We start from the raw sequence: 20,530 nt of genomic DNA on the forward strand, positions 1-20,530 counted from the left end.
TGTCTCCTGTTGAAATTTTTATTATTTGTCAGATTTTGCTGAAAAAAGGTTATCGAGCGTGTTTTCGTATGAGTGATAATCTAAAAAGTCGTAAAGCTCTGCACGCGTTTGCATGTTTTCAATTTGGCTTTGTTGCGACCCTTCATTCAAAATAGCCGAGTACACATTAAGTGCCGCTTTGTTCATTGCTCTAAATGCACTTAATGGGTAAAGCACCATTTCTACGCCCACATCGCTTAGTTGCTCTTTGGTGTAAATTGGGGTTTGGCCAAATTCAGTAATGTTGGCCAAAATAGGCACATTAATCGCTTTGGTAAATGCTTGATAATCTGCAAGGTCATGAACGGCTTCTGCAAAAATGGCATCGGCACCGGCTTCAACACAAGCTGCTGCACGGTCTATTGCTGCGTTTAAGCCTTCTTTTTGAAACGCATCGGTACGTGCCATAATGTAAAAATCGCTATCGGTTTTTGCATCTACTGCGGCTTTAATACGGTCTACCATTTCAGCTTGGGTAACTATTTCTTTATTAGGACGATGGCCACAACGCTTTTGCGCTACTTGGTCTTCAATATGAAAGCCTGCTGCACCTGCTTTAGTCATTTCTTTAACGGTACGGGCAATATTAAACGCCCCACCCCAACCTGTATCGGCATCCACTAACAAAGGTAAATCGCTAGCACCGGTAATACGGCGAATATCTTCAAGCACGTTATCAAGGCTGGTCATACCTAAATCTGGCATACCAAATGAGGCATTAGCCACACCCGCACCCGATAAATAAATAGCCTGATGGCCCATTTTTTCAGCCATCATCGCGGTGTACGCGTTAATAGTACCTACCACTTGTAACGGATGGTTATTTGCAATTGCCTGTTTAAATTTTAATCCTGCTGACATTACCTTCTCCTAACTTTGAACGGGGCTGCTCTTTGACAACTTAGTATTTTTTTAACAACTAGTTAGCCATTTCATTTTGAGTGGCTTGTACTGATTGTTGATATCTATCAAATTTTGTTTGTATATTTGCTTGTGATGCACTGATATGGCGCTTCATTAACATTTCGGCAAGCTCTCCATCATGGTTTTCTATGGCGTTTATAATGGCTAAATGCTCATCAAACGCTTTAGATACCCGCGGCCCTACCATACCCATTTGTACACGATACATTCTTATTAATTGGTACAGGTCGTGGCATAACAAATGAATTAAGTGCGCGTTTTTACTGCCTTTGATTATTCTGTAATGAAAATCTAAGTCGCCTGCTTCTTGATAGTACGACTCACCTTCTTTAACACGCTGAGTGTGCAAATGCTGATTAAGTAATTGTTTCAAGCCTTGTACTTCATCTGGTTCCATATTGTCGGCAGCTAACCTACATGCAAGTCCTTCAAGGGCACTACGTACTTGATACACTTCGATTAAACGTTCTGCAGTTAATGCCACAACACGGCAGCCTATATTGGCTTTACGCTCAACTAAATAACAACTTTCTAAACGGTTTAATGCTTCTCTAAGCGTTGCACGGCTTACACCGTAACGCTTTGCTAGTTCCGGCTCTGATATTTTACTGCCTTGTGCAATGCTGCCCTCTACAATTTCGCGGCGCATGTCTACAAACACTTTATCGGAAGCGGTTGTAACTGCGGTGTCGTTTAACAAGTGCTGTGTCATAAAGTATTTTTATATTGTCGACAATTTATGGGTTAACTATGTGCTTATTAACCTACAGTGTCAACCCTGAAAACACTAAAAATGAATAAAAAACCACCATATTGTCGACAGCATTAGCTAAAAGTATAATAAAAAATAGTGTTTAAGCTATTTTTCTCAACAAGATGTCGACACCTTTTAAGGGTTACTATTTCATTTTTAACACTGAAAAAAATCGTTAAAAATGCTATTATCCGGCTTTAATTTTTATTGTATGAGCCAAATCGTGGACGCTAACACTTATATCCCAGAACAATTTATTGACGACGTAAAAACTTATCTGCCTGATCACCTTACGTTAGATGATTTTTTAAATGCGTGTCGTCGACCTTTACGTAAATCTGTTCGCGTTAATACATTAAAAATGAGTGTTGAAGAATTTAAGCAACAAGCGGCTAAAAAAAACTGGCAACTTACCGCTATTCCTTGGTGTGATGAAGGTTTTTGGTTAGAGCGCCCAAATGATGAAGAGCAAAACCTAGCGCTGGGTAATACCGATTTACATTTAAGCGGGGCTATGTACGTGCAAGAGGCAAGCTCAATGTTGCCGCCAATAGCACTAAAGCAAAGCCTTAAAACCAGTAACACAGTGCTCGATATGGCCTCGGCACCGGGCTCTAAAACCTCACAACTTGCCGCGATAATGGACAATCAAGGCGTTTTAGTTGCAAATGAGCTGTCGTCATCACGGTTAAAAGTGCTTAGTGCCACGCTAAAGCGTATGGGTGTAGGTAACTGTGCGCTATCGCATTTTGATGGCGTGGTATTTGGTAATTACATGTTTGAGTGCTTCGACAGCATTTTACTTGATGCGCCCTGCTCGGGTGAAGGCACGGTTCGTAAAGACAGTGATGCACTAAAAAATTGGTCTATCGAATCAAACATTACCATTGCCCAAGTACAAAAAGATCTGATTAAAAGCGCATTTTATGCACTTAAACCTGGCGGTACACTGGTGTATTCAACCTGTACATTAACCCCACTCGAAAACCAACAAATATGCAGCGCATTATTAGATGAGTTTGGCGAATATATAAGCCCTGAGTCATTAAGCGATTTATTCCCAGGGGCTGATAAAGCCACCACCACAGAGGGCTACTTACATGTTTGGCCGCAAACGTTCGACAGCGAAGGCTTTTTTATTGCCAAATTTAAAAAGCACAGCAGCTGCGAAAACCAAACATTAAAAGTTAAAAAAGGTGCGTTCCCTTTTAGTGACTTTGATAGTAAACAAAGAGCTGCGTTTATGAGCTCCCTCAAAAAGCAATTTGGTTTAACAAGCCTGCCAGGCACTTTAATGCAGCGCGATAAAGAGCTTTGGCTGTTCCCTGATGAATTTGAAGCGATACAAAACAAAATTAAATATGCGCGATTAGGTATTCAGGTAGGCGTTATTCATAAAAATGGCGTACGCCTAACGCACGAATTTGCAACGGTATTTGGTAAGCAGTGTAAAAGTAATGTACTGGCATTAACCAATCAGCAGGCTAACGATTACTTTAATGGTAAAGATATACGCCTAGAAGAGGTAACCAAAGCCAGCGGCGAGGTGATCCTAACTTTATGTGGTTGCCCAATTGGCTTAGGGAAATGGCAAAAAAATAAAGTTAAAAACTCTTTACCAAGAGATTTAGTACAAAATACGCAGTTAATAAACTGGGCGTAAATTCTAACTTAAATGTAACAAAGGTGTGTATAACAAATGTAACTTGCTATAATTACAACAGTATAAAAAACGAACAAGAATGTGTATTTTTAGCACTTTTGACTATACTTAAATAACTTTCTTCTTCTCCCTAAGAATCTGAAAGTGTCTTTAGTTAGCGCAGGGCTCAAATACGAGCCCCTCTATAACCCAGAGTTCCTTATAGCTCTGGGTCTTTTTTTGTCTAGGTGTAAGTTAACGGGCGTCGGGGATCGGGTTACGAGCTTAATCACTCTCCCAACCCTATATTACAATAAGAACTTAGTGATTTATTTACCACAGAGGATAGGAGCAGACAGAGAAAGTAATTAAAGACAAAGGTTAAAGAACTGTTGTTAGTACTTAGATTTCCAAAATCGAAGCTTTCTCTCCGTGTAGCGCGAAGCGCCTGGGTATTCTATGTGCTTAAAAAAGATTAAAGTTTAGAATTAACGAGGTGCGAGGTTCAAGGCCCGTTACCCGCAACCCGGAGCTCGCCACTCGAAGCTCGAAGCTCGTGGCTCGTGTTTTAACCACAGTATTTATTAAACATCCAACTGCCTCTAATAGCCTCATAATGAGAACCAAATTGCAGCGATAAACATACTATTGGCAAACGATTCATTTGCTCAGCCATACTAAACACATCATAAAATTTATAACCATATTTAGAGGCTAATTTAAGCTCGTTCACATAAAGGGCTTTGTAAGTAGGTGGTAGTTCATTCCAATGCATTAACGCAATTTGAATAATACCTAAATGAATATCTAACTTATATGGGCCTACTTTTTTAGCTTGCTGAATATAACTGTATACCCGCTCTGTTGGTCCCTCTTGATAGCTGACAACCTGCGCTAAGCTCATCCAAGTTTGTGCCCAAGTTTGTCTAAGCTCAACCGACTTTAATAACGCCTGCTCAGCTTGTTGATATGTTTGCTTTACTTTATCTGATTGCTCACTCGATGTGGTATCAACACCGCTGAGGCTTAGTAATTTTATATGGGCTAAAAAATGCCAATAATGAGGATGTTCAGGATCCATATTCGTAGCCAACGTAATCGCATTTTCTGCAGCTTGAAGCGATGAACCAGACAAAGCACCATCCGACTCTTTCACAATATTAAGCGCATTAAAGTACCATGCATTTGCACGCATACTTTGCATGCTGGTATAAGCGATAACAAGTACTATCAAGGCTAAAATAACTGCAGGCACTACCTTGGCCATGTTTAATTTAATCATTAAATAAGCACTCGGTTAGTTGCAGCGGGTTAGTTACAAAAAGCGTTGTGGCCTGCTCTTCACCTAATAATTGCGCTACTGTTTTTCTAGCTTGGCTTAAAATAGGCGGTCGGCGCTTTACTGAGTGAGCATCTGAAGCAACATAACTTACTAACCCATCTTTTAGCATTTGTAACGCTATAGTTTGTGCGCTTTCGCCCCACTCGCCTTCAATGCTCGATGCTGTTAATTGAAAATCACAGCCTAATTGGTTCAAGTGTTGAATATAATAAAGGTTGGACTGAATATCGCGATTGCGCTCAGGGTGCGGAATAATAACGCGTATATTTTTTTTGGCGAGCCACTGAATAAACTTATCGTAACCTTGTGGCATGTGTGAATGCGGTAGCTCTAATAACAACACATTTTTGTCTGCTATTTTACCAATAAAAGGCAGTTTATTAGCCATCACCATTGCCATGAGCTCTATGTCTAAACGTACTTCTGCAGCGGCCGCTAATTTTACATTTATACCCTCTTTATGCGCCTCTAGCTTTAAACTTTGTAAATCGTTTTGTATTTGAGCAGTCGCATTGTTAAAACGGCCTACGTGTATATGTGGTGTTGCCACCATATGAGTAATGCCATCGCTTTCGGCCAATTTTAAAAGCGCTAAAGATTCAGTTAAATCTTTAGCGCCATCATCAATACCCGGCAAAATATGCGTATGAATATCAATCATAAATTAACTTAATTACGCTTGAGGCTTTTCAGGTTGCTGTGAGTAATCGTAATAATCATAGTAGCCATGGCTATGCTCATCTTTAGATTTACTCATATCGACCTTATTCAGTACCACACCAGCAACGTGAGCTTTAACTTCAAATAAACGCTCAAGGCCTGCTGTAATAGGTTTAATTCGGGTAATGTCTGACTTAACAACATAAACTACCGAATCAACACTTTGAGCTATTACCAATGCATCACTAACCGCTTGGGTAGGCGGTGTATCAACAATAATATGATCGTACTGCGCTTTTAACTCACTAAGCAATTGTTCAAAGCGTGGGCTTGACAACAACTCAAGTGGATTAGATGGTATTTGGCCGCTTGGCATAATTGCTACACCCGATTGCTTGTCAACATGAACACACTCAGCTAGTTGCTCAGTACCTATCATTAAATTACTTAAACCTGGGTGAAATACGGGTATATCAAATCGTTTAGCTAACGTTGGTTTACGTAAATCGGCATCTATCAGTAATACCTTGCCCATTTGTGCCAACGACATCGCTAAATTGGCAGAGGTGGTGGTTTTACCCTCGCCTGGGGCAGTAGAGGTAACCGCTATAACCTGATGCGCACGGTCAAGATGAGTGAGCAATAAACTAGTACGGAAGGTACGTACCGACTCAGCAAAGCGGCGATAGGTATCTTCTAAATAAGCATGGATCGGAAAATAGCTTTTTTTAGGCACTACAACATGCGGTAATAATCCTAACATGCGCTGTGCGAGTTTATTTTCTACATCGTTTTTATTTTTAACTGTGTCATTTAAGGCATCAAAAACAAAGGTCATTACCACTGCAAAACCAAAACTAGCTACAAAGGCTAAAATAACAATTAACTTTTTGTTCGGTTTACTTGGTTCGTTTGGTGCAAAAGCTCGGTCAGTAAAGCGCGCAGCTGCAGAGCTAAAGTCACTGGTTACTTCGGTCTCTTTAGAGCGAGATAAAAAGGTATTAAAAATATTACGATTTGTCTCAACTTCACGCTTTAACTGATTATATTGGGTTTCTTTACGGGTAATGTCTTGATATTCAGCACGAATTTTAGCTAAGTCACGTTCAAGCGCATTTACAGTTCGGGTTGTTCTGTTAAGCTCTTTTTCTATACCGGTAATTAACCCTTTAATTTGCTTATTAAGGTTAGTTTTTACTGTGGCAAGCTCAGCTTTAGCTGAAATCATTTTAGGGTGTTTAGGGCCGTAAACTTCACTAAGCTCACTGACTTTTCGCTCAACCAATACTACTTCGCGTTTAACATCTTGTACAACACGGTGTGAGGTAATTTCAGGCATACTGCCAAGTAACTCTATGTTATCGTTACCATATTCGTTAATAACACGGTTAATGCTTTCTAGATTATTTTTAGTCGCTCGCGCATCTACTAGCTGTTTTGAGGTTTGCTCAAGCTCTTGGGTAACCAGCCCGGCTATGCCTTCTATATCAACCAGTTTTTGTTCTTCTCGGTAAGCTTGTAAACGAACTTCAGAACTATCTAGTTGTATACGCAGCTCTGATAAACGGGTATTTAACCAGCTCGATGCCTGCTGAGTAATGCCCATTTTGGCACGCATTTGGCTTTCTATGTAAACTTCACCCACAGTATTAGCCACTAAAGCAGCCAACTTAGGATCGCTCGACTCAAAGCTAACGCGAACCAACTGAGTTTTAATTATTGGGGATACACTCAAACGAGACTTAAATGCAGCTAATAAGCCCAGCATTTCACGCTCTGCTTGCTCCTCTTCACTAAGAGTGGAGCCTTCTTTTTTATTTAAAAAGGGTAAAAGCTGCTTAACCATGCCTTTTAGCTCACCAGTGAGTGAAGGCTTAGCAATAAAGTCGGTATGCTCTTTTAAATTAAGTTTAGTAATTACCTCACGGGCAATGCTGTTTGACTTAATCACTTCAAACTGGGTTAAATAATACTCTTTTTTGGTGGAATCTAAGCCATAAATTTCATCAAAGCTTACTGCTTTTGTTTGCTCCGACTCGATTAATAAAGTGGCTGTGGCGGTATACTTGGGCACTAACGTTAACGCAACCATTATAGTTAATAATGTAACTACAATAGCAAAACCTAAAATTTTCCATTTACTTTGCTTAATAACATTAAGGTAAGCACCTAAATCAATAACTTCCTCGTTGTTGCTAGGTTTTTCAGAGTGTGTATTCATTTTTTAATTACTACCTTAAACTGCTTAAAACAAGCGCTGTTCTATTTTTATGGTGTCACCCGCTGCAATTTGGCTGTTTAAACTACCTTTTTGTTGCTGCTGTTTGGTTTGTTCTTTAAAAATATATATTTTGTCAACCGAGGCACGCTCTGTTAACCCACCGGCTAAAGCTACAGCTTGGTTCACCGTCATAGCTGGTTGGTAAGGGTAAGCGCCTGGCTCTTTAACTTCACCATGTATATAAAAAGGCCGGTATTCTATAACTTGCGCATACACATTAGGGTTAACTAAATAATCTGGCTGCAGGCCTTCGCTTATTATTTGCTCAACTTGAGCAACACTTAAACCCACAAGTTTAACCTTACCTAAAAAGGGGTAGTTTATCTCACCGCTATTACCAAGCAATGAGGTTACATCTAAATCAGGCTGACCAAATACTTTAATTTCTATTTTGTCACCCGCACCTAAAATGTAGTTTTGCGAATCGTTCGCAAAACTACAAAAGCTCAGTAACAATATTAAGCCAGTTAAAATTTTAACCTTCATTCATTTCCCTTTAATGCAAATGTAAAGTTAAGGCCAACAATTACGCGATCAAATTCAATATTAGTTTGAGTTGAATTACGGTCAATAAAATCAACATAGCCGGTTACCATACCAAAGTTGGTGGCTAAATAATTTAAGCCAAGGCGCGCATTTTTAACTTTGTCTTTACGGTTAAAATTACCAGAGTACTGTTGATCAACATAATTAGCACTTACTACCGAGCTTAAAAAGTCGCTCCAATCGTGCTGCCACGTTGCACCGAAAACACTCTCGCGAATGTAGTCGCCTTCTAGTAACGGATCTTTAGCGGCACGGCTGGTAACTAGTTGTAAAGTTGAATAGGTTAACGGCTTCCAAACTACAGCACCTTCCCAGCTTAAGCCGCTAAAGTTATCGCGCAGGTTTGACTCAAAATCTTTATTTTGATAACCCACTTTAAATGAGCCAGTGGTAACGGCTGTGGCTTCCCACTCCATACCCAATAATACTTTTACGTCATTTGAATCACGTGAAATACCGTTTGAGTCAATTACATCGTATTGGTAGTTTTCTTGCTTTACTTCTAAAAAGGCACGGGTACCAGCTTGGGTATTATAATAACCTGTAATACCTAGCATAGGCTTGTCGTAATCACGGTACTGCGATATGGCCGTAAAATTTTGGTAATTTTTGTTATAATAACCTGCTGTAAAAGCAACCTGAGCTTTAGAGCTTTCTGCGCCATATTCGTAACGAGCAGTTAGGTTTTGTTGCTGATAATTTACAAGCTCATCTAGTGCGCTGCCCTGGCCTTCGGTTAAACCCGCACCACGTGGCTCGTACAACCAGTCGGCATCACCAGTAACATCTAAACGGTGTTGGCTAGTAAATTCTTTGTGCACACCAGCGGCCACGTTTACTTGAGTGAAATTATCGGTAGTGTCTTTGTTGTGGAACGACGTGCTTGACGCTATATCAAACTTATAGCTATCTGGACCATCTTCAATTAAGGCATTTAAACTCGGCGCTATGTTCCATATTAAACGTGACTGAGTGGCAGACGGCGTCATAAAAAAGTTGTCGTTGCTGCTCACACCTAACTGTAGCGTAGGTGTAATCTCGGCGCCGTCTTTGGTCATTACACTGCCTGGCTTTAATTCTACTGCCAATGCAGGTGCACTTAAGCCCAACGCAACAAGTAAAGTGGTAATTGTATTAGTACGCATTTTCACTTTTAAATCCCTTAAAAATTGTCATAAAAATTATTTTTACATCAAACCATAAAGACCAATGTTTAATGTAATGTAGGTCGTATTCAACTCGCTTGGCCATTTTATCTAAAGTATCGGTTTCGCCGCGCCAGCCGTTAATTTGTGCCCAACCGGTAATACCCGGTTTGGTTTTATGCCTAAACATATAAAACTCTACTTTTTTTCGGTATTCTTCGTTGTGGGCAACCGCATGGGGCCTTGGGCCAACAATAGACATATCGCCTTTTAAAACGTTTATAAACTGCGGCAGTTCGTCAAGGCTAGTGCGGCGCAAAAAACCACCTAAAGGGGTAATTCTGGCATCGTTCTTGGTTGCCTGAGTCACCACATCGCTGTTTTCGGTCACCGTCATCGAGCGGAACTTCCACACTTTTATTTTGCGGCCATCTAAGCCATAGCGATCTTGCTTAAATATAATAGGCCCTTTAGATGTCAGCTTTATTGCGGCAGCAATAGTCAATAATAGTGGGGTGATTAAAGTAACAATAATAGCTGAAACCACTATATCTTCTGTGCGTTTTATAAATTCATGAGCACCAATACACGGTGCTTCAAACACGCTTAATGTATCAACATCACCCACGTGCTCAATGCGAGCATGTATTAAGTTTGAGAGTAAAAAGTCAGGCACTATGTGCACATCAACGGTGGTATCGCCTAACTGTAATAAAATATCAGCTATGCGCTTTTGTGCTTTCATGGGGAGCGCAATATACAGTATATCTATTTCGCCATTACGCGCTGCATCTACCGCATTTTGAATGCGCCCTTCAACACCTTGTTGTTCGAGTTGTTCAAACAGGCGCTCTGGGCTTCTGTCATCGTAAAAACCTTTAAAATTAAAGCCTAGTTCATCATGTTTAACTATTTCAGCATGTAAATAAGCTGCAGACTCAGTGGCACCAATAATGGCCACATTGCGTTGCGATAGCCCTAATTTACGGCGGCTACGTTTATACCAAAAAACCCCTAAACGCCAAATGTACAAATAAGCCACACTTAGCGTAAACCAAATCGCGATTCCCACGCGAGAAAGCGACTCTGTAAACTTAAATACAAAAGACACGACTAATAAAAACGCAAAAGCAATTAAAACACTACCCCATGCACACATTACCATTGTTCTAAATTTTCCTGCACGCCAAGAGCGATAGGTAGAAAACAGCTCAGCACTGTATAAATAGCTTAGGGCAACAGTGAGTGCAGATGCGGCATAAATAGGGGTAAGTTTAAAATTGTAAAGAAGGGCTGCGCACTGAAACGCTAAAAATAACGCAAATATATCAAATAATCGGTGAAAATTGGCATCAGAGGAACCTGAAGGTTTAAAAGTCCTTGGAGATGTCATTTTGCTTAATTCCTTATAGCTAATTCAGTGTGAGTAAAGCCCCAAAAAATCCACAGGGATAGTATAGTATTAGCCAATTTTGTTCAATTACTGATTCCGACAAAAGTACTAAAATTAATATTTAAACCTTTTAGCTAACTCTTGGTTTTTTAATAAGTATTAAAGTAAATACTCGCATTTTACTTAGGTTTAATTTAATAACCCCTTAAACCAACTCCAAACCCCAAACGAATATCCTGCAAAAATATCAATGCCTAATGCCGATTTAAGTAAATATAAAACCAGCAATGAAAGTAAAATAATAAAAGTAGCTGCGATGCTTAAAATTAATGCTTGAGTAAATCTTGCTACTTTTTGCTCTTTTGCACTTAATTCACGCCTGTTTCGACCCGCTAAAAAAACATAGTAATAACGGTATCTAAAAAACTTAACTACGCCTCTACAATCAACAGCATGGTTGCCCCACTGCCTTGCACCTATGGCTATTTTTAAATGCGCTAACTGTTCATCAGTAAACGTAGTTTGAATGTTTTTAGGCATTCGCTCTAGTAAACTTCTAATAGCTGGATCTTGCTTTAAGTTCGACAAAAAAACCTCAAATGCAACATGATTGTTAATTGCCAATTATTTTAAACAACTATTTAATAATAAAAAGCCAATTAAAACTTAATTGGCTTTTATGTGCTTTTAGTACACGTTACTTAAGGGTACTAGAGCGATAAGTATTATTATTTAACCAGCTTGGCAATTCTACCCTAGGTAGTGTGCCATCTTGGTTAATGTTTGTTTGGTGGTACGAGTGCTGGTTCCAAATACGGGTTGCATTTTTCCAAGGCTTGCTGCTGTCAGCTGCACCATATACCGTTACCCCGTTATTTATAATGTAGTTGCTGTCAGAGTTGTTTGAGACCGCAATCAGCTCAGCATTATTATCTCCCTCTAGGTCAACCACAATTGGGTATTCCCAAAGCGTTGCAGTAGAGTTTGCTACAGTCGATAGTACTTCACCGTTAAGGCCGTTTAGTACTCTCACTTTAAAGTGATCTTGCACTATTACTTCATCAATGCCATCGCCATTAAAGTCGAACGCACTAACGCCCATTTTACCACTCCATTTATCATCGTTAGATACTGTCCAAACAATATCACCAGCTGAGTTGTACATATCTATCGAGCTAAAACCTGAGTAAACTATACCTAAATTATCAGTACCTAAGAAGTTTGAAATAGCTTGAGCCCCGCCGCCAGGGTTAGCTGGATTGTTTACTTGCCATTTCACATTACCATTTTGCTCTAAGACAACTATACTACTTTTATCAGAAGTTGAAGGTATGGATAGAATGATCTCAGGTTGTTCATCATTATCAATATCCGCTACCGATGAAAACCAGCTCAAGTCATCACCAACATAAGACCATAACACTGTTCCATCTTTATCAATTAATTCGCCTTTACCGAAAACCTCTTGCACGCCATCGTTATTAGAATCAAAAGCAATTGGAGAAGCTGACCAACCATAACTAAATAAAACGCCAGAATCATAATTATAAACACTATCTCCTAACAAAAACTCGGGTATACCATCACTATCTATATCCGCAACCGCAATATTACCTGTACCTTCCCATTTTGAACTTGCTTTTAACATCTGCTTTTTAATGACGCCATTATTGTCAACAATAGTAATAAAATTATCCAATTTATTAGAAACTATTATCTCGATCAGGCCGTCACCATCTAAATCTGCAGCTGCAGGTGTATGCCTAGCATCAACAACAATCGAGCCAGCATCATAACTCCAAAGCTCAGTACCATCAATTCCGCTTAAAGCTCTTAAAATACCATTAGATAAATCTTTTCCCTTATAAGAAACAATAACTACATCAGCCACATCGTTGTTATCAATAATGCCATCGCCATTATCATCGTTTAATTGTACAACAACAGGGGTTGCCATTACTTGGTTATATTCAGGCATAAAGTCGCTTGAGTTCCAGTGCCATTTTTGCGCCATTTCAAACGGGGCTAGCGGTTGTGCAACTGCGGGTAAATCACCATTAAACTCACCACCTAACAAGGCCATAGAGCCTTTAAAACTTTGGCCAATTACTGGCATTTTAGCCGTACCGTATGCACCTTTAATGTCAGCATAAGGGGCAAGTATTACGCCCTCCCAGCGGTTACCTTTAATATTTAGGTTTTGCGTATCAGGGAAGTTAAATACGGTTTTACTCGCATGGCGGCGTAAATGCCAAAAGCCTTTACCACGTACATGCAAATCGGCACTGCCAGTTATGTTAAAAATAACCGTTGCATCGCTTGGTATACCCCAAACTTTAAAGGTATGTGCGCGTGCAAAATCGCGGCCATCAACATTAAACACTTGTGTTGTAGATGTGCCATCGCCTTGTAGGTATAAGCCACCCCATTTAGAATATACGGTTCCGGTTTGATTTAACTGGTTTAACTCTGCGCTTAAATTTTTATAATGTTCTTCTTGTTCATCAAAGTTAAATGGCATGGCCGATTGATCTTGATTAGACAAAATCTGAGAGCCCCACTCCATACCCCAACGTACTGCCCAGTTTACATTTGTACCACCACCGGCAATCATGCTACCTACAAATTGGCGGCCATATTTATAGTTAATACCCGTTTCACTAATTAGGTAGTTTTCTTGAGGGTTAGAGCGGCGTAAAAAACCAACGCTGTAGCCTTTTAAGTCAATGTCGCCTGCAGCTATTGCGCCATCGGCACGGCCAAAGTGCGCTTTAAAATCTTCAAACACAAATGCCGAAAAATTATTGGCGACGCCTAAGTCTGCAGCTAATGTAGACGAGCTGGCTAACGTAAGTGCGATCACTGCACTTAATTTTTTAAATTTTAATAATGAGTTAGTCATTTTTTCCCTCGAAAATGAAAAGTGCATTAAAGGCACCAATTTAAAGCATTTTGTTTAATAAAAATTAACTTCATCAAACGTGTGCTGCACATTATATACACAACAAAAAATAAAATAAATAAAAACACTACAAAAGTATCAATTTTTAAAATAAATAAAAAGCCTAAAACGTAAAATCAATAACTTACACTCACTAAAAGTCAAAAAAATAATTTAAAAAAAAGATAAAGCATTATAAATACCTATTTTTTGTAAAATAATTGTAAACAAGAGTAAGGGTAACACCTACTGTTACCCTCGTTTGTATTGTTTAATTAAAAAAAGACATGGCGGAGTTTTATTAGAGGGGAGCTAATACAGCTGGGTTAATTTTAAAAATTAACGACTAAGTTTATCTTTTATCAAAAGGTATGCAAATTTTGAGTTTGTGACTAAGTAGCGCTTCCACATTCTGCGTGGCTCTTGTAATACTCTGTAAAGCCACTCTAATCCTGCTTTTTGCATCCACTGGGGTGCGCGCTTTACTTTACCTGCTACAACATCGAACGTACCGCCAACGCCCATAACAAAGTCTACACCGAGCTTGTCTTGCCATTTATTAATAAAGTTTTCTTTTTTTGGCGAGGTAATAGCTACAAACAACAGTTTTGCACCCGACTCTCGTATTTTATTAACAACAGCCTCCTCATCATCCCCCTCTTTATTGCCAAAGAAATAACCATCATGATAACCAGCAATATTTAAATTTGGGTTTTGTGCTTTTACTACTTCTACTGTTTTGCTGACCACCTCTTCGGTGGCACCGAGCAAAAACACAGGAAAGTCTCGCTTGGCGCTCATGGCTAGTAATTCATGAAATAAATCAACACCCGCTACGCGCTCTGGTACATGGTGCCCTAAAAAGCGGGCACCAAACACTACACCCATACCATCAATATTAATTACCTCACACGCTTTAACCGACTGCGCTAAAACAGGGTCTTTTTGCATATTTACTATTTTGGCAACATTAACCACTACATGCTGTAAAAATTGCTTTTGCTCAATTCTGCTTTCAATAAAAGCGACCGTCTCTTGCATAGTGGCAATGTCCATAGGCGCTTTTAAAAATTCAATACGTTTCATTTTGTGTCCGTTTTTAAAGTTGTTCTGTATCTGCACTTTTAGCGCTGTTCATTTTTTGGCGATTAAAATAAACAAACGAATAATATACCCACGCCTGAGTCCAACGTATGTAGTCAACCTTATTGGTAAAGTGCTTATTTTTTTGATAAATAAATCGCTGCTGTTTAGGCATATATAAGGTTTGTATTGCACGGTTTATTACTTTTTCAGCCATCGTAAAGTCATCTGGCGTTTTACCTACTTTTAATAATGTAAACACAGCTTGCGACACGCTGTGCATATCGAGTGGGTAACGATTATTATTGTAATATTTTGCGGTGCCATCTTGCTCAAATAAATGCGTTTTATAATAAGTAAGCCCTTTTGCAATTGCCGATTCAAACTCATCGGTTTGCAACGCATCGCTCAATAAGCGCAACGCCTCTAAGTTATAACCGGTGTGAAAGCCATCTATAAATTGGTGATGGTGGCGTGCACCATATACCCATGAGCCATCAGCCCCCTGCTCACTTACCGATTGGCGTGCCGCATTGAGTGCAAGTTGTTTATACTCTTGGTTATTAGTAAGTACCGCTACTTTTGCAACCCACGCGGCGCCCCAAAGGCTAGCATTATGTACAAATGCGGTTTCACCGGGTATGTAGCCAAAAAACTGCCTACCATCACATTCTTTATATAATGTTTTTACAATAAAATGAGCGCTATCTATTGCAGGCTCTAGGTATTTACTTTCATTAGTTACTTCGCTTAATGCATATAATGCCTGAGCTACATAAATAGTCGTAATTACATTAGGCTTACCTTTAGGTACAAAAAACGCGCGGGCATTCCAATCAAAATGGTAACCCCAACAGCTATGTTGCCAAATAGTTTTATCACTTTGCTGGGTCAATAACCAATCAGCTAGCTTTATGGCCTCATCTAAGTATGTTTGTTCATTTGTAACTTTATAGTCTTCTAATAAACCTGAAATAAATAAGCCAATGCCTTTTGGGTTGCGCTTTTTGGGTACACCACACAATGCGCGTAAATTTATCGCAGAGCGCTTATGTAACTGAATCCACGCTAAACCAACTAATCCTTTTTTAAATGAGGGAAAAACATCGAATAACTTGCTGTTTAAGCCATCAAATGGATCTTGCCCTGCGTAATTTGATTTTTTTACGTCACATAATAACTTTTTAGATATAACTTGAATGCTAACTGTCATAAAATTTCACCCAGCTCATCCCATATTGACTTTTCAATTTTCTTTAATACTTTACCAGGAGACCCTGCAACAATTGAATTTGAAGGAATATCACTTACAATGACTGAATTAGCGCCAATTATAACGTTATTGCCAATGGTTATATCACCTAAAATTCGAGAGCCAGCACCAATATAAACATCACATCCAATTACTGGGCAAGATTCTCTCAGCTTTCTGCCTATTGTGATCCCTTGTCCAATACATACTCGCTCACCAATTATGGCTTTTTTATGTATCACGCAACCAATACCGCCATACATAAAACGGCTACCCTTACCGATTTTTGCGGAACTAGGTACAACAGAATTGAATAAAATAAAAATCATAATTTTAATTATCGGTTGTATTAGAGGAATGTTTTTTTTATGCGCCCAATGCCCAAAATTATAAAAGTTTATTAAATTCATTATGCTACCTTTGTACATTAATACTAATTATTCAACACGAAATAATATTTTACTTATATGAATAACAGTAGATTAATTGACTAAACCTTCCAAGCTCTTGGAATTGAATAACGGTAAAGGCCTTCAATCAGCATTTCTCTTTTCCATCATTTAGTTTACTCAAACCTTACTTTTTACTTAAAAGCGTTATTTTACTTCTTCTTATAAACTGCTTTGTTTACTAACTTTAAATTTTTGATAGTTTTTTCACTTGTTTTCCTTTTACTATAGGTAGATACTTCTTATGGACTTAGTTCAATCATTATTTCTTAAAACACTGGATTCTCACCATTTCTACTCCAACTCAAATTAATTAAGTACCCAAAAGCTATTGAAAAGCTGATCATAAAAGGTGGAGATTCTAATCCAACGTGTGTGGCAACATTAAACACTCCACATATTGCAACAGGAACAGCAAATGTAACCCTACTATTCATATATTTCCCGAGATTGAAAATTGAGCTACCTATAAAACAAAGAAATAGTAGTAAACCTAAAACGCCAGTGCGAAACAACACATTAATAATAGATGAGTGCTGACCTCGAACAAAAAGTTGATCTAACAATCCGCCACCGGCAGCTTCAGGGCTATATGCTTTGTATGCTTCATCAACTACATCATGAGTTATTGGAAAATAAGAAACCCCAAAGCCACTACCAAAACCTAAATTTGACACTACTGCAGAAATATTTTTATACCAAGATTCAAGTCGCCAATAAGTATTTAAATCACTTATAAATAGATCAGAAAAAAACGGAGAAATTAAAACAAAAAGAATTACTGCGAATAAAGCACATAAGTTCATTAAATAACAAAGCTTAATTTTTTTAGTTAACTGTAAAACAAAGTAATTAAGTAAAATTAAAACAAAAACAACTTGACCAGTAGCAGCAGTAAACATAGTTCCATAACCTACAATATTTTGTACGATGAACCCAAGTACTACAACTAAAATTACACCAGTCGCATTATTCGTACAAAAAACACTGTAAAAGCTTAAAAACGCAACAAACAACCATATAAAGCCTTTATCCATATGGTACGTATAATCATTGTAAAAATAAAACCGAGGATCCCCAAAAAAATAGGCCGTTATGATATCCAAAATAAATATAGCCAGTAATAACTTCATACTATTTTTAGCTATAAAGTTATAAAAATCTGAACCAAGGTATTTTGAAATCTGAATAGTAGCAAGTAAAAAGATAGGTGCCATCACAGCAAAATAAGCTTGCCGAAATATATAACGCTGATCAAATTCGTATAAGTAAGTCCAGTTTCCAAAAAACCAAGAAAAAGTCGCATAAATCAAACAAAGACCAGAGAATAAAAAAAGATAAACCAAAGATCTATTTTTTGGGATCCCCTTGCGAATTAGCTCAAAAGCTAATACTAATGCTAAGAAGAAGAAAACCAACAGTACTTTCATATCTCTAATTAAATTAGGTAATAATGTGAGTATTAGTAAGAATGCGAGGAAAATTTTAGCTTTCAGGTTTTTTATATTAAACATTTAGTAACTCACTTTTCCTATGAACAAAAGCTTTCTGGCATTGTAAAATACATAATAAAAACGCATACAACCAGAAAACGAGTATGCAACCATTAGCAGTGCTGCATGTAAAGTATTATTTCCATATATTAAGAATAAAATAAGCGCAGCGGTAACTGCCAGTGAGTAAATAAAACTACCTATTAAATTAACTTTAAAATTACCATGTGACATCAGTAGATCACTAAAAGGAAATGCTAAAACTGTAATTATGATATTAAACAAAAGAAGAAAAATTAAACTCAAAGCCCCATCAATTAATAGAACCTCAAAAACAGCTAATTTATGAACAAAGTATACGAAAATGACCCCTAGGGCAGATAATAAAGCAGTTGATATAATTGTGTAAAACACTTGTTGTTGGTGCATTTTTAATGCAAACGCCTTATCTGATAGTAATGTTTTAGAGATAGTAGGAAGAAAATATGCACTAATAGAGCGAGGAACTAATTGAATCATAATTAGCAAGGATGTAGATAACCCCATTAGCACTGAATATTCAGCACCTAAAATAAGCCCAAAAATCACAGGAAGGCTATAAACGCCTAATCCAAGTAAAAATGTACTTAAGCCATTTTTTAGGCCATTTAACTGTTGTTCAATTGTCACTAAACTAAAGCTATAGTGCTCTAGTTTGGGTAAATTAAAAATAACAAATGCTAAATGTGAAAAAGTTAGTGCTATTAGTGGAGTAACACCTAAAAATAAAACAACAATAAATACCAACAAATTTAATGAGTCAAATATTATTATCCGTGTAAACTCTTTTTTTGTAATAATGTAGTGTCTTGATATCTGATAAAACATCCACCCAGCTATAAAACAGATTGTCCCTAAAGAATCTTTTGTTATATCCAATTTATACAACACATAAGGGATTAAACTAAATAGCAAAAGATATACAACCCCAGTATTAATAACTTTAAACAAAGCTCTTTCAGGTTGCTCCGATTGCGTTACTGTTGTCATTACTAAAGCAGCCCAGCTTATAGCTGTAAAAAATGAAATCAACTGAACTAACGATAAATCACTGGCGAAGTGACCAAAGTCTACTAAGTTGTATTTTGTTTCAACTACTAAAAAAACTAGAAGTCTGATTAACCCAGGTAAACCTGTGCTTATCAAAACCGTTAACCTTTTAAACATTAAATTTTAATCCTTGAAGTCATCAACATATTTATTTACTTAATATCTACAAGATTGGCTAAGCTTTAGTGGTGGTAATCGGATAAATTATTTTTAAAAATATTTATTAATACTAAAGTTTTCAAATTAGAAAAACTATTTTATTAAAACTTAAAAAGCACAATATGAAGTTAATTGCATCTATTATGTTAAAGAATTTACAATCACTCAAATTAAGTATTTAGTACAAAGTAAGTAGTATTTATCCTTTAAAGTTATAAATATTTTTTAAGTTTTTCGGATCGTTATTAACAAAAAAATCTTTCATGCCACCAATGCCTGCTTGTGTGTGGTCAAGACCAAAAAGTGTATTTGCTTCAATTATAACTATTTCTTTTTGCGTTATTGCAATGTCCCAACCGACAAGGTTTAGTTGCGTCAATTTTTTTGCCGCGTTTATGATCTCGCTCTTGGTAAACTCCCAATTTGGTATTTGTAAATCAAAAAAACTAAAACCTGTATCTGGGTGCTTCTCAAATTTTTCTATGCCGAACTCATATGTTGCGTAAGGCTTTAAACTCATACCTGTATTGAGATCAATACCGATCAATAATCCACCAGCAGAGCTATTATCTACTTGATTACCGCCAACCCCCATTCTTAAAGTAGCGGCGATAAAATCAACACTGCCATTATCATTTCTGACGGTAATTGCCCTTAAAGTATTTACGCTATTAGAATAAACCGTATTTAAGTAAGGGTGCTGCTCAATAGCAGCTTCGACTACATAATCACCGTTTAAAGCCTGCAAATAATCATGCGTTATCTTTTCATCGTTATATTCATAACCTTCTCTTGTACGTTTCGCAACAATTATCCCTTTACCACCTCTTCCCATAACAGGCTTAATAAACAATTTATTACAGGTAAGATTTTTAAATAACTCTTCAATACTTACTGACGTCAAATCTTTATTGTTAAAGCTTGTGAGCTTTTCGCCTCTTTTTATTACGACAATATTTGACTGTTGTAAGCCTATACGACTAAATAGCTGATTCATCGTAATTTTATTTTCGATAAGTGGGATAACAGCTTTTACATTGTCATATTGTGGGAAAATAACTTTATAGAAGTAATATGAAGGTATATATTCTTTCATTTCTTCAATAGTTAAATCACAATCTAACGAGTAAAAATCATGGGTATAATATTGTGTTGGTATACAACACCAATAATCTCTGAGTTGCTTTAACTCATCTTTTATAACAGATTTAGGTTTTTTATTTAATGTCGTTCTGAACCGCTTAAAATGCTCTCTCATACGCTTATTAGTCAAAACGTGGTAAATAAAGCGGATGTAATCCAAAAGTCGATGTTTGAAAGAGTATGTAAATCTCATAA

At 37.6% G+C, this 20,530-nt stretch carries 17 protein-coding genes; 1 reads left to right on the top strand and 16 read right to left on the bottom strand.

Annotation, left to right across the window (positions count from 1 at the left end; genetic code table 11):
• Positions 1–21: 21 nt before the first annotated feature.
• Both prpB and BG00_RS12450 read right to left on the bottom strand, forming a co-directional pair.
• A complete protein-coding gene (gene prpB, locus BG00_RS12445) occupies positions 22–900 on the bottom strand; it encodes a methylisocitrate lyase (RefSeq protein WP_013464731.1) in 879 nt (292 codons plus the stop codon).
• A gap of 58 nt (positions 901–958) precedes the next feature.
• A complete protein-coding gene (locus tag BG00_RS12450; protein ID WP_036982928.1) occupies positions 959–1,675 on the bottom strand; it encodes a GntR family transcriptional regulator in 717 nt (238 codons plus the stop codon).
• Positions 1,676–1,940: 265 nt separating this feature from the next.
• Between BG00_RS12450 and rsmF the strand changes: the two genes are divergently transcribed.
• Complete coding sequence (gene rsmF, locus BG00_RS12455) at positions 1,941–3,380, top strand: 16S rRNA (cytosine(1407)-C(5))-methyltransferase RsmF (protein ID WP_036982930.1); 1,440 nt, start codon at positions 1,941–1,943, stop codon at positions 3,378–3,380.
• Between the two features lie 547 nt (positions 3,381–3,927).
• Here rsmF and BG00_RS12460 read toward each other — a convergent pair.
• The 14 genes from BG00_RS12460 to BG00_RS12525 all read right to left on the bottom strand — a co-directional run bounded on the left by BG00_RS12460 (position 3,928) and on the right by BG00_RS12525 (position 20,528).
• Positions 3,928–4,641, bottom strand: coding sequence for a VpsP family polysaccharide biosynthesis protein (locus BG00_RS12460; protein ID WP_036982932.1), 714 nt, complete (start codon positions 4,639–4,641; stop codon positions 3,928–3,930).
• Positions 4,634–5,362, bottom strand: coding sequence for a tyrosine-protein phosphatase (locus tag BG00_RS12465; protein WP_036982934.1), 729 nt, complete (start codon positions 5,360–5,362; stop codon positions 4,634–4,636). Before BG00_RS12465 ends, BG00_RS12460 begins: the two co-directional genes overlap by 8 nt.
• Before the next feature lie 12 nt (positions 5,363–5,374).
• On the bottom strand, positions 5,375–7,582 hold the full coding sequence (locus tag BG00_RS12470) for a GumC family protein (protein ID WP_036982936.1): 2,208 nt from the start codon (positions 7,580–7,582) through the stop codon (positions 5,375–5,377).
• A gap of 24 nt (positions 7,583–7,606) precedes the next feature.
• Positions 7,607–8,128: a polysaccharide biosynthesis/export family protein gene (locus BG00_RS12475; protein ID WP_036982938.1), complete on the bottom strand. Its 522-nt coding sequence runs from the start codon at positions 8,126–8,128 to the stop codon at positions 7,607–7,609.
• A complete protein-coding gene (locus tag BG00_RS12480) occupies positions 8,125–9,339 on the bottom strand; it encodes an outer membrane beta-barrel protein (protein WP_036982940.1) in 1,215 nt (404 codons plus the stop codon). The genes BG00_RS12475 and BG00_RS12480 overlap by 4 nt, the downstream gene beginning before the upstream one ends.
• Positions 9,323–10,726, bottom strand: a complete 1,404-nt coding sequence (locus BG00_RS12485) for an undecaprenyl-phosphate glucose phosphotransferase (RefSeq protein ID WP_036982942.1) — start codon at positions 10,724–10,726, stop codon at positions 9,323–9,325. The genes BG00_RS12480 and BG00_RS12485 overlap by 17 nt, the downstream gene beginning before the upstream one ends.
• A gap of 189 nt (positions 10,727–10,915) precedes the next feature.
• Positions 10,916–11,314 (bottom strand): hypothetical protein, encoded by a 399-nt coding sequence (locus BG00_RS12490; RefSeq protein WP_036983477.1) that lies wholly within the window; start codon positions 11,312–11,314, stop codon positions 10,916–10,918.
• Between the two features lie 109 nt (positions 11,315–11,423).
• Positions 11,424–13,628 (bottom strand): choice-of-anchor A family protein, encoded by a 2,205-nt coding sequence (locus BG00_RS12495; protein ID WP_036982944.1) that lies wholly within the window; start codon positions 13,626–13,628, stop codon positions 11,424–11,426.
• Between the two features lie 378 nt (positions 13,629–14,006).
• Positions 14,007–14,753, bottom strand: coding sequence for a WecB/TagA/CpsF family glycosyltransferase (locus BG00_RS12500; RefSeq protein WP_036982946.1), 747 nt, complete (start codon positions 14,751–14,753; stop codon positions 14,007–14,009).
• A gap of 13 nt (positions 14,754–14,766) precedes the next feature.
• Positions 14,767–15,963, bottom strand: a complete 1,197-nt coding sequence (locus BG00_RS12505) for a YyaL domain-containing protein (RefSeq protein ID WP_036982947.1) — start codon at positions 15,961–15,963, stop codon at positions 14,767–14,769.
• Positions 15,960–16,412 carry a serine O-acetyltransferase gene (locus BG00_RS12510; protein WP_036982948.1) on the bottom strand — a complete coding sequence of 151 codons (453 nt, stop codon included), beginning with the start codon at positions 16,410–16,412 and terminating at the stop codon, positions 15,960–15,962. The genes BG00_RS12505 and BG00_RS12510 overlap by 4 nt, the downstream gene beginning before the upstream one ends.
• Positions 16,413–16,720: 308 nt before the next feature.
• A complete protein-coding gene (locus tag BG00_RS12515) occupies positions 16,721–17,965 on the bottom strand; it encodes a hypothetical protein (RefSeq protein ID WP_036982949.1) in 1,245 nt (414 codons plus the stop codon).
• A complete protein-coding gene (locus BG00_RS12520; protein ID WP_036982950.1) occupies positions 17,966–19,150 on the bottom strand; it encodes a hypothetical protein in 1,185 nt (394 codons plus the stop codon).
• 241 nt (positions 19,151–19,391) lie between these two features.
• Positions 19,392–20,528, bottom strand: a complete 1,137-nt coding sequence (locus BG00_RS12525) for a sugar-transfer associated ATP-grasp domain-containing protein (RefSeq protein WP_036982951.1) — start codon at positions 20,526–20,528, stop codon at positions 19,392–19,394.
• Positions 20,529–20,530 lie beyond the last annotated feature (2 nt).

Source organism: Pseudoalteromonas sp. SCSIO_11900 (assembly GCF_000576475.1).
Taxonomy (GTDB): domain Bacteria; phylum Pseudomonadota; class Gammaproteobacteria; order Enterobacterales; family Alteromonadaceae; genus Pseudoalteromonas; species Pseudoalteromonas tetraodonis.